This window comes from Deltaproteobacteria bacterium GWC2_65_14 (assembly GCA_001797615.1).
In the GTDB taxonomy this organism is placed as follows: Bacteria; Desulfobacterota; Deferrimicrobia; order Deferrimicrobiales; family Deferrimicrobiaceae; genus GWC2-65-14.
In genome coordinates, this window is sequence record MGPV01000055.1 from 1 (window position 1) to 9,788 (window position 9,788).

9 protein-coding genes, 1 rRNA gene and 1 pseudogene (1 of these 11 running past the window's edge) are annotated in these 9,788 nt (G+C 66.6%); all 11 read right to left on the reverse strand.

All coding sequences use genetic code 11. From position 1 onward, the window contains the following. Positions 1–474 (reverse strand): 16S ribosomal RNA (locus tag A2X88_09945); the annotation flags it as partial. Positions 475–778: 304 nt separating this feature from the next. Next, the gene (locus A2X88_09950; protein ID OGP33345.1) at positions 779–1,987 is read right to left on the reverse strand and encodes a tyrosine--tRNA ligase; all 1,209 of its coding nucleotides are present in this window, start codon (positions 1,985–1,987) and stop codon (positions 779–781) included. After that, positions 1,972–2,787: a metallophosphoesterase gene (locus tag A2X88_09955; GenBank protein OGP33361.1), complete on the reverse strand. Its 816-nt coding sequence runs from the start codon at positions 2,785–2,787 to the stop codon at positions 1,972–1,974. Before A2X88_09955 ends, A2X88_09950 begins: the two co-directional genes overlap by 16 nt. 399 nt (positions 2,788–3,186) lie before the next feature. Continuing rightward, a complete protein-coding gene (locus A2X88_09960) occupies positions 3,187–4,746 on the reverse strand; it encodes a ribonuclease Y (GenBank protein OGP33346.1) in 1,560 nt (519 codons plus the stop codon). A gap of 40 nt (positions 4,747–4,786) precedes the next feature. Continuing rightward, a complete protein-coding gene (locus tag A2X88_09965) occupies positions 4,787–5,389 on the reverse strand; it encodes a 5-formyltetrahydrofolate cyclo-ligase (protein ID OGP33347.1) in 603 nt (200 codons plus the stop codon). A 397-nt stretch (positions 5,390–5,786) separates the two neighbouring features. After that, the gene (locus A2X88_09970; GenBank protein ID OGP33348.1) at positions 5,787–6,068 is read right to left on the reverse strand and encodes a hypothetical protein; all 282 of its coding nucleotides are present in this window, start codon (positions 6,066–6,068) and stop codon (positions 5,787–5,789) included. A 31-nt stretch (positions 6,069–6,099) separates the two neighbouring features. Beyond that, the gene (locus A2X88_09975; GenBank protein ID OGP33349.1) at positions 6,100–6,324 is read right to left on the reverse strand and encodes a hypothetical protein; all 225 of its coding nucleotides are present in this window, start codon (positions 6,322–6,324) and stop codon (positions 6,100–6,102) included. A gap of 94 nt (positions 6,325–6,418) precedes the next feature. Then, positions 6,419–8,035 (reverse strand): hypothetical protein, encoded by a 1,617-nt coding sequence (locus A2X88_09980; GenBank protein OGP33350.1) that lies wholly within the window; start codon positions 8,033–8,035, stop codon positions 6,419–6,421. A 12-nt stretch (positions 8,036–8,047) separates the two neighbouring features. After that, positions 8,048–8,983 carry a signal recognition particle-docking protein FtsY gene (locus A2X88_09985; GenBank protein OGP33351.1) on the reverse strand — a complete coding sequence of 312 codons (936 nt, stop codon included), beginning with the start codon at positions 8,981–8,983 and terminating at the stop codon, positions 8,048–8,050. 29 nt (positions 8,984–9,012) lie between these two features. After that, positions 9,013–9,705: a hypothetical protein gene (locus A2X88_09990; GenBank protein ID OGP33352.1), complete on the reverse strand. Its 693-nt coding sequence runs from the start codon at positions 9,703–9,705 to the stop codon at positions 9,013–9,015. After that, positions 9,597–9,788 (reverse strand): annotated as a pseudogene (locus A2X88_09995) (chromosome segregation protein SMC); it runs 2,751 nt beyond the window's last position. The gene A2X88_09990 and the pseudogene A2X88_09995 overlap by 109 nt, the downstream one beginning before the upstream one ends.

Here is a 9,788-nt window from a genome sequence, read left to right on the forward strand (position 1 = left end):
GAAGCGTTCGTCCCGTCCGAAAGGGCTTTACGACCCGAAGGCCTTCTTCACCCACGCGGCGTTGCTGCGTCAGGGTTTCCCCCATTGCGCAATATTCCCCACTGCTGCCTCCCGTAGGAGTCTGGACCGTGTTCCAGTTCCAGTGTGGCTGGTCATCCTCTCAGACCAGCTAACGATCGCAGCCTTGGTAGGCCGTTACCCTACCAACTAGCTAATCGTACGCGGGCCCGTCTCCAGGTGACAGCACCGGCAAGCCGGTGCCGCCTTTGGCCCCAGGACCCGAAGGCCCCGTGGTCTCATGCGGTATTAGCCACCCTTTCGAGTGGTTATCCCCCGCCCGGAGGTAGGTTACCCACGCGTTACTCACCCGTGCGCCGCTCTACTCAGGAGGTTGCCCCCCCTTTCGCGCTCGACTTGCATGTGTTAGGCACGCCGCCAGCGTTCGTTCTGAGCCAGGATCAAACTCTCCACTTGTTTTCTAACTAGCGGAAAAGACAGAGATCCGACGCGCTCTCGCATTCCCTGTTCAGTTTTCAAAGATCCGGTGAAACGGTGCGTCCCGGAACATAAGGACGGACTAACTAATATATGAAAAGCCGTGCGAACTGTCAAGCCCAAACCGCTTTGCCGAGTGTATTTACCCCCGGGGACGTACCGCAAGACAACGGGGGGACCTGCCGGAAAACCGTGAAGGCTGCCTCTTGCGTTGTTCGAGCGAGGGGGAACTATAGCCCAATCCTCCGGGGAGGGCAAGAATAATCTTGCACCCCCCTCCGGATCAATCGAACGCGACGATCACGAACTCCTTCTTCCCGATCTTCAGCCGGACCTCCCCGCCCGGTTCGATCCGACGGGACGGGTCGGTCGCCTTCTCGCCGTCGATCTCCAGACCGCCCTGCTCGATCAGGCGGCGCGCGGAGGACTTGGAACGGAAGCTCTCCGACACCGCGGAGACCACCGCTGCCAGTTCGGTCTTCCCCCGGAGCAGCGCCCCGGAAACCCTCCGGGCGTCCTCCGGGAATTCCTTCCGGGAGAAGCGGGCGCGGAACCCCTCCTCCGCGGCGGCGGCCGCCGCGGGACCGTGGAACCGCGCGACGATCTCCCGCGCCAGCGCGGTCTTGGCCTCCATCGGATGGCGCGTCCCGTTCGCGATCCCCTCCTTCAGCCTCTCCAGCTCCCGCACGGAGATGTCGGAGAGGAGCTCGTAGTATTTCAGCATCAGGTCGTCCGGCACCGACATCATCTTCCCGAAGATCGCGTCCGGCGGCTCGGTGATCCCCACGTAGTTCCCCAGGCTCTTGCTCATCTTGTGGACCCCGTCGAGTCCCACGAGAAGGGGCGTCGTGATCACGATCTGCGGCTCCTGCCCAAAGACCCTCTGGAGGTCGCGCCCGACGAGGAGGTTGAACTTCTGGTCGGTCCCGCCCAGCTCCACGTCGGCCGAAAGCGCGACCGAGTCGTACCCCTGGAAGAGGGGGTAGAGGAACTCGTGGATCGAGATCGGTCGCTCCTCCTCGTAGCGCCGCCGGAAGTCGTCCCGCTCCAGCATCCTGGCCACCGTCATCTGGGCGGCGACCCGGACCATCTCCTCGATCGGCAGCGGGGAGAGCCACTCGGAGTTGAACCGCACCTCGGTCCGCTCCGGGTCGAGGATCTTGAAGATCTGCTCCTTGTAGGTCACGGCGTTGCGGTCGACGTCCTCCCGCGTGAGCGCCTTCCGGGTCTCCGTCTTGCCGCTGGGGTCGCCGATCATGCCGGTGAAGTCCCCGATGAGGAAGATCACCTGGTGCCCCGCCTCCTGGAAATGCTTCAGCTTCTGGATGAGGACGGTGTGGCCCAGGTGGAGGTCCGGGGCGGTCGGATCGAACCCCGCCTTCACCCGCAAGGGGCGCTTCTCCTTCGCGGCCCTGCGGAGCTTGCCCGCCAGCTCCTCCTCCGTGATCAGGTCGACCGTCCCCCGCCGGAGGGATTTCAGAACCGCTTCCATGTCTCCTGGCTCCTCATCTGGGATTCCGACATCCGGAAGGATTGTACCTCCAGGCAGCCTCCCGTTTCCGGATCGATGTCGAAGAAGACTCCGGCCGCCTCCGCCTCGCCGGCGGCCACCTCGAACCGCGCGGGAAGCAGGGAGAGGAAGCGGCCGAGGACCTCGTCGGGGTTCATCCCGATCACCGACCGGATCGGACCGCACATCCCGGCGTCGGTGATGTACCCGGTCCCCCCGGGAAGCCGCTGGGCGTCGACCGTCTGCACGTGGGTGTGGGTCCCGGCCACCGCGGACACCTTCCCGTCCAGGTGGAACGCCATCGCCCGCTTCTCCGAGGTGGCCTCCGCGTGGAAATCGACGAGGACGGCCGCAGCACCCCGCTTCATCTCGGGAAGCGCGGCGTCCATCCAGCGGAAGGGGCAGTCGCAATGCCCCATGAACACCCGCCCCATCAGCGACACGACCGCGTAGGGTGTCCCGCTTCTCCCCCGGAAGAGGCCCCACCCCCGTCCCTCGGTCCCCGGCGGGTAGTTCGCGGGACGGAGAACCCGCTCCTCCCCCCGGATGAGGGGAAGCCCCTCCCGCTTGTCCCAGACATGGTTCCCGCTGGTGAGGACGTCCACTCCGGCGTCGAACAACTCCCGGACGACCGGCTCCGTCACGCCGGTGCCGCCCGCCGCGTTCTCCCCGTTCGCGACGACGAGATCGACGTCCCGGTGCTCCCGAAGCCTCGACAGGAACTCCCGGACCGCCCGGCGGCCGGGCTTGCCGACGATGTCGCCTAGGAATAAGATCCACATGGAACAGCCGGGACGGACCTGGAGCGAAAGAGCAGGGACGGTCCTGGAGACCGCTCTCTCCATCCATGACCCTGGGTCGTGAACTGCAACCCCTTCTGCCACCAATCCAGCCTCACTTCAGGACCGTCCCTTCGTTGCTGGGTCGTGGAATGTGGTCCCCCATGCCATCGACAACCCTTCACCACAGGAGCAAAGGAAACCCGGGACGGTCCTGGAGGACGCCCTACCCATCCATCACCCTTTGTCGTGGACTGCAACCCCTCGTGCCATCTACAACCCTTTACCACAGGAGCAAAGGAAACCCGGGACGGTCCTGGAGGGCACTCTTTCCATCCACCACCCGAGGTCGTGGAATGTGGTCCCCCATGCCATCGACAACCCTTCACCACAGGACCGTCCCTATTTGGCGTACTCGATGGCCCGGGTCTCCCGGATCACCGTGACGCGGATCTGCCCGGGATAGGACAGTTCGGTCTCCACCTTCTTCGCGATGTCGCGCGCCAGCATCGTGGCGGCGGCGTCGGTGATTTTCTGGTTGTCCACGATGATGCGCACTTCCCGCCCCGCCTGGATGGCGTAGGACTTCTCCACCCCGGAGAAGGATTTCGCGATCTTCTCGAGGTCCTCGAGGCGCTTGAGGTAGTTCGCGAGCATCTCCCGGCGAGCGCCAGGCCTCGCCCCCGAGAGGGCGTCGGCCGCCTGCACGAGGATCGGGAGGATATCCCGGGGCGACTCGTCCTCGTGGTGGGCCCCCACCGCATGGACGACCCTCTCGGACTCGCCGTACTTCTTGCACAGGTCCGCGCCGATGATCGCGTGCGGCCCCTCCACCTCGTGGTCCACCGCCTTTCCGATGTCGTGCAACAGACCCGCGCGCTTGGCGACCTTCGGGTTCAGCCCCAGCTCGGAGGCGATCATCCCGCCCAGGAAGGCGACCTCGATCGAGTGGGAGTAGATGTTCTGCCCGTACGAGGTCCGGTACTTCAGCTTCCCGATCAGCTTCACCAGCTCGGGATGGAGCCCATGGAGACCGAGGTCGAACAGCGCCTGCTCCCCCGCCTCCCGGATGATCTCCTCCACCTCCTTGGTCACCTTCTCCACCGTCTCCTCGATCCGCGCCGGGTGGATACGCCCGTCCTGGAGCAGCCTGGTGAGGGCGATCCGGGCCACTTCCCTCCGCACGGGGTCGAACCCGGAGAGGATGACCGCCTCGGGGGTGTCGTCGATGATGATGTCGATCCCCGTGGCCCCCTCGAACGCCCGGATGTTCCTCCCCTCGCGCCCGATGATCCGCCCCTTCATTTCCTCGGAGGGGAGGGGCACCGCCGTCACCACCCGCTCGGTGACGTAGTCGGCGGCGTACCGCTGGACCGCGAGGGCGATCATCTTCCGCGCCTTCTGCGACGCCTCCTCCTTGAACTCCTCGTCCATCGTCCGGATCTTCTTCCCGGCCTCGAGCCTCGCCTCGTTCGTGACCATCTCTACGAGCTCCGACTTCGCCTGCTCCGCGGTGACCCCCCCGATCCTCTCGAGGTTCTCCTTCGCGGCCCGGCCCAGTTCGTCCACCTCGCCCTTCTCCCGCTCGAGCCGTTTCCCGAGCTCGCCCAGCTCCTGCTCCTTCTTCGCGTATCCCTGGGAACGGTCCTCGAGCGCCTCGGTCTTCCGGTCGAGGGCATCCTCCTTCTGGAGAAGCCGCTTCTCGAGCTGGCCGATCTCGTTCTTCCTCTCCCGCGTCTCCCGCTCGAAGTCCAGCTTCACCTGGAGCTGGTAGTCCTTCGCGTAAAGCGTCGCTTCCTTGACGATGTTCTCGGCCTCCTTCTTCGCGCGCTGGAGAACCTCCTCCGCCTTCGCCTCCGCTTCCCGGGCCTTCCCCTCGGCGGTTTTCTTCTTGGCCAAAAGCGACAGGATCCCCAACGACAGAACGGCAACCAGCGCCGCCAGCACGGCATGAACGATCATATTCGTATCCAACGGGTGCCTCCTGGGTGTTGCATCTATTTCAAGTCCGTACCCGGGCATCCCGCGCGACCCGGATGACCCCTTCGTCGGTCACGACCGCATCGACGGGGACGTCCCAGGCCTCCACGGGAACCTCCGGAACGAGTTGCCAGAAAAACGCGAGCCCCACCACGACCGCCGGGGGGACCAGCCCCGAGAGGAAGCGGTCGTAGTACCCGTACCCCTTGCCGAGCCTCCTCCCGAGAGGATCGAACGCCATCCCCGGAACCAGGACCAGGTCGAACCCGTTTCTCGTCCCCTCCGACCCGTCCCGGACGACAGGCTCCCTCACTCCGAATCTGCCCGGTTCCCATCCGTCGCCTTCCCCGTGCGGGAAAAACGACAGGTTCCCGTCGGCGGCCACCCGGGGGTAGAAAAGGCGGGACCCCGTCGCGAGGTAGCCGTCCCGGATCCGGTCGGTGCCCACCTCCCCGCGCACCGCGGAGTAGAGCGCCACCTTCCGGCCGGCAACCGGCGGAAAGGCCTCCAGCAAATTCCGCTGGGTCCGGAGGCTTCTCGCGGCCCGGTCGCCGCGGGGTCCCTCCGGCCTCCACCGGCTCCGTTCGCTCAGCCGGAGAAGCGCCTTGCGCTCCGAAACGAGCATCGGGCATCCTTCCGCATGGGGATGAAACGGGAGGCAGGATCGCGAATAAGGAGAGAACCCGGAGCATGCATTTCCGGGTCCGCCTGGGAAAACAGTCTATGACGAAGCGGACAATCCTTATTCGGAGGTACCGCAAAAAAAACCGTTCCTGCCGCCCGGATCTATGTAAACGGCTTCCGCCTTACGAACCACCCGTGGTAAAGCCCCTGTCCCGTGCCGTGCCGGCAGTTGAGTCGAACCTGGCTCTCACCAGGTGGGCTCCCGGGTGCGGCGCCTTCAGGCTTCCCCAGTGAAGGGGCCTGCTCACCGGCGCCGGGTAGGGTGCCCGTTCTCTAAGTGTTGGCTCTGACTCTCCCACCGGTCACGAGCACAACAGGGGCTGTTCCGTCGTCCTGCGCTACCTCATGGCGCCGTCGAGCGCCGCCAGGAGGTCCCGGCCCTTTTCCTCGACCTGACGTCTTTCCCGTTCCAGCTCCGCGCGAAGCTCGATGACCTCGTCTCCCAGCTTCATCGCGGCCAGCATGACCACGTTCAGGTAGTTGGCCGTCCCGCCCGCCTTCTGGACCTCCCGGACCCGTTCGTTCAGGAGCCGCGCCAGGCGCTCCATGTGATCCGCCGAACGCTCCGTGGTCACGGTCACCGTGTACCCGGCGATATTCACGTCGTACCGGTCGGCCATACCCACCACCTATGATTATACCTCCCGGGAATTATAACTCAACGGTTTCCAGCCGGGAGAGAATGGTGTCCACCCTCCCCCGGATCTCGTTCCGCTCCCGGGTCAGTTCGTCCACCTTGCGGGCCAGCTCCCGCGTCTCGGCGCTCTTCTGCTCGAGCTGGGAAGCCAGCGCCTCCTTCTCCTTTTTCAGCGTCCGGACCATTCCGGCCAGATCGGTGATCTTCTTCTCGATCGCTTCGAACGGCGTGTCGGCCATTTCCCCGGTGCTCTCCTTGGACAGACGTTGGAACCGCCGATTCACGATACCGCGTCGCCGGCCCGGAATCAACCGGCGGCCCGGGCGGGCGCCGTCACTCCTCCATCTGGATCACGTTGTAGGCGATCGACCCGCAATGGGAGCCGATCACCTTCCAGGAGGAGAGGATGTCCAGGTGAGCGGCGCTCGACTCCAGCGTCTCGGGAGACCCTTTCCGCAGGCGGAGGATGTGGGCCAGGCGCAGGTCCCGCTCCCGCCTCCCGATCTCCTTCTTCCGCGAGATGACGATCTCGGCCGCCCTCAGGTCGCGGGTCACGAACGCGGAAACGGCCTCGCGGAACATCGACTCGACGTCGAGCAGGTACCCCTCCAGCTCCCGGGCGCCCTCTTCCGAGAACCTCTGGCTCCTCTCCGACATCCGCCGGATATGCTCGCCGAGCGTCTTGTCGATGAAGTCGCCGATCTTCTCCAGGTCGGACACGATCGAGATGTAGGCGATGGTGCGGTGGGTCTGCGCCGAATCGAACGATCCCTCTCCCAGGGCGGACAGGAAGACCTTGATCTCCTTCGTCAGGAGGTCCACGTCGTCGTCCGCCTTCGCGATGGCGTCCGCGAGCGCCCCGCTCCCGGTGCGGACCGCCTCCAGCGCCATGTCGTGCATCTCCTGGATCATGTCGGCCATCCGGACGATCTCCCGGGCCACCTGCCCCAGGGCCGCGCCCGCCACGGGAAGGTGCTTCCGGTCCAGGTAGACCGGCTTTCCGCGGGGGGCGGTGGACCCTTTTTCCGGGAGCAGCCGCTCCAGGGAGGCCGAGATCCTGGACACGAAGGGGAAGAACAGGATCGCCAGGGTGAAGTTGAACAGGGTGTGGGCGTTCGCCACGATCCGGGAAGGATCGGGGGAGACGGCGGAGAGCAGACGCTGGGCCACCGGGTACAGCGGGAGGAAGAGGAGCGCCCCCGCCGTCTTCATCAGCATGTGCCCCCAGGCCACCCGCCGCCCCCCCGCCGCGAGGCCGGACGTCGCGGTGAAGGCGACCGAGGTGGCCCCCACGTTCGCCCCGAGGACGAGGGGGAGGACGGCCGCGACATCGAGCGCCCCCTGCTGGGTGAAGGCGATCAGCAGGATCATGACCGCCGTCCCGCTCTGGAACAGGGCGCTCAGGAAGACCCCCCAGAAGAAGGCGACGATCGGGGCGGCCCCCAGCTCCCCCATCACCATGCGGAGGCTGGTCACCCCGCCGATGTCGGCCGCCGCCCAGGAAAGGAAACGCAGCGCCAGCAGGATGAAGCCGAACCCGAGGATCCCCTGCCCGGCCGCCCGGACGGAACCGCGTTTTCCCCACAGGAAGAGGGACGCCCCCACCGAGATCACGAGGAAGGCGTACTGGTAGATCCGGAAGGAGAGGATCTGGACGGTCAGGGTGTTCCCCAGGTCGGCGCCGAGGACGATGACGAGGGACTGCGCGAGGGGGAGGGGGGCGATCTCCGCGAAGGAGATGAGGAGGGTGACGATGGCGCCCGAGCTCTGCACCAGACCGGTTCCCAGGAATCCCGCCCCGAACGCCCGAAGCCGGCTCCCGGCCGGGTCGGCCCAGAGCCGGAAGAGGCGCGCCCCGAACGCGAGCTCGAACCCCTGGCCGGTAAGCCGGACCCCGTAGAGCAGCAGGAACACCCCCCCGATCACCTGGAGGAACAGGGCGTCGATCATGGGGGACGTCTCCTAGAACAGGGCTTCGGCGAAGCCGGTGGCATCGAAGGGGCGCAGGTCGTCCATCGATTCCCCCACCCCGATGAACCGGATGGGCGCGTCGGTTTCCCGCGTGACCGACAGGACGACTCCTCCTTTGGCGGTTCCGTCCAGCTTCGTCAGGACGAGCCCGGTGACCCCCGTGTACTCCCGGAAGGTCTTCACCTGGGCGATCGCGTTCCGGCCGGCGGTCGCGTCGAGCACCAGCAGCACCTCGTGGGGAGCCCCCGGCATCTCCTTCCCGACGACGCGCGCCACCTTCCGCATCTCCTCCATCAGGTGCGCCTTGGTGTGGAGGCGGCCGGCGGTGTCGATGAGCACCGCGTGCGCCCCGCGCGACCGCGCAGCCCGGACGGCGTCGAAGGCGACGGCGGAGGAGTCGGAGCCCTCCTTGTGGTGCACGATGTCCGCGCCGGCGCGCTCCGCCCACACCTTCAGCTGCCCGATGGCGGCCGCCCGGAAGGTGTCTGCGGCGGCCAGGAGCACCGGGTGTCCCTGCTCCCGGAAGTAGCGACCGATCTTGCCGATCGTGGTCGTCTTCCCGACCCCGTTCACCCCCACCACCAGGACCACGAACGGGTAGGGCTCCCGCACTTCCAGGGGAACCATCCGCGGGGCCAGGGTCGCCGCGACCATCCTCCGCAGCTCGGCCCGGAGCGCCTCGGTGTCGGGCAGCTCCCCCCGGCGCCACTTCGTCCGGAGCGCCTCCGTGTACTCCGAGGCAAGCTCCGCCCCCGCGTCGGCCAGGATCAGCGCCTCCTCCAGCGCCTCCAGCACCTTCGCGTCCACCGGGCCGATCCCCCGCGCGATCGCCTCCACGTTCATGAAGAGCAGCTCGCGCGTCTTGGCCAGCCCCTCCCGGAGCCTCGCCGAGAACGAGCCGCGCGGAGTGTCGTTCTGCTGGGCCATGGGGCCTTCTTGGGCGAGCACCGTTCCGGCTACGCCTGGAACTTCACGGAAACCACTTTGGAGATCCCCGCCTTCTCCATCGTGACCCCGTAGAGCAGGTCGGCAAGCTCCATCGTCCGCTTGTTGTGGGTGATGAGGAGGAACTGGTAGCTGGAGGACATCTCCCGGACGATCGCGTTGAACCGGTCGATGTTCGCGTCGTCGAGCGGGGCGTCCGCCTCGTCGAGCAGGCAGAAGGGGGAGGGCTTCACGAGGAAGATCGAAAGGATCAGGCTGATCGCCGTGAGCGCCTTCTCTCCGCCCGAGAGGGCGCTGAGCGACACCATCTTCTTCCCGGCCGGCTGGGCGACGATCTCGACCCCGCTTTCGAGGAGGTTGTCCTCGTCCAGCAGCTTCAGGCTGGCATGCCCGCCCAGGAAGAGCTTGGGGAAGACCTCCTGCAGCTTCGCGTTGATCCGCTCGAAGGTCTCCGCGAAACGCTCCCGCGTCGTCCGGTTGATCCGCTGGATCGCGCGGGAGAGGTCGTCGAGCGACCGCTCGAGGTCCTCCTTCTGGGAGGAGAGGAACCCGTGCCGCTCGGAGAGCTCCCGGTGCTCCTCGAGGGATGCGAGGTTCACCTCGCCGATCGCCGCCATCCGGCCGCGGACCTCCTCGGCCCGGGCCTCCCAGGCCGGGAGCTCTTCCGCTCCTTCCGCCGGCGCGGGAAGGTCGGAGGGGCGCACCTCGTACTTCTGCCAGATCCGGGTGTCCAGGTTCTCCCGCTCGATGGCGACCCGCTGCGCCGCCAGCCGCAGGTCGGAGAGGC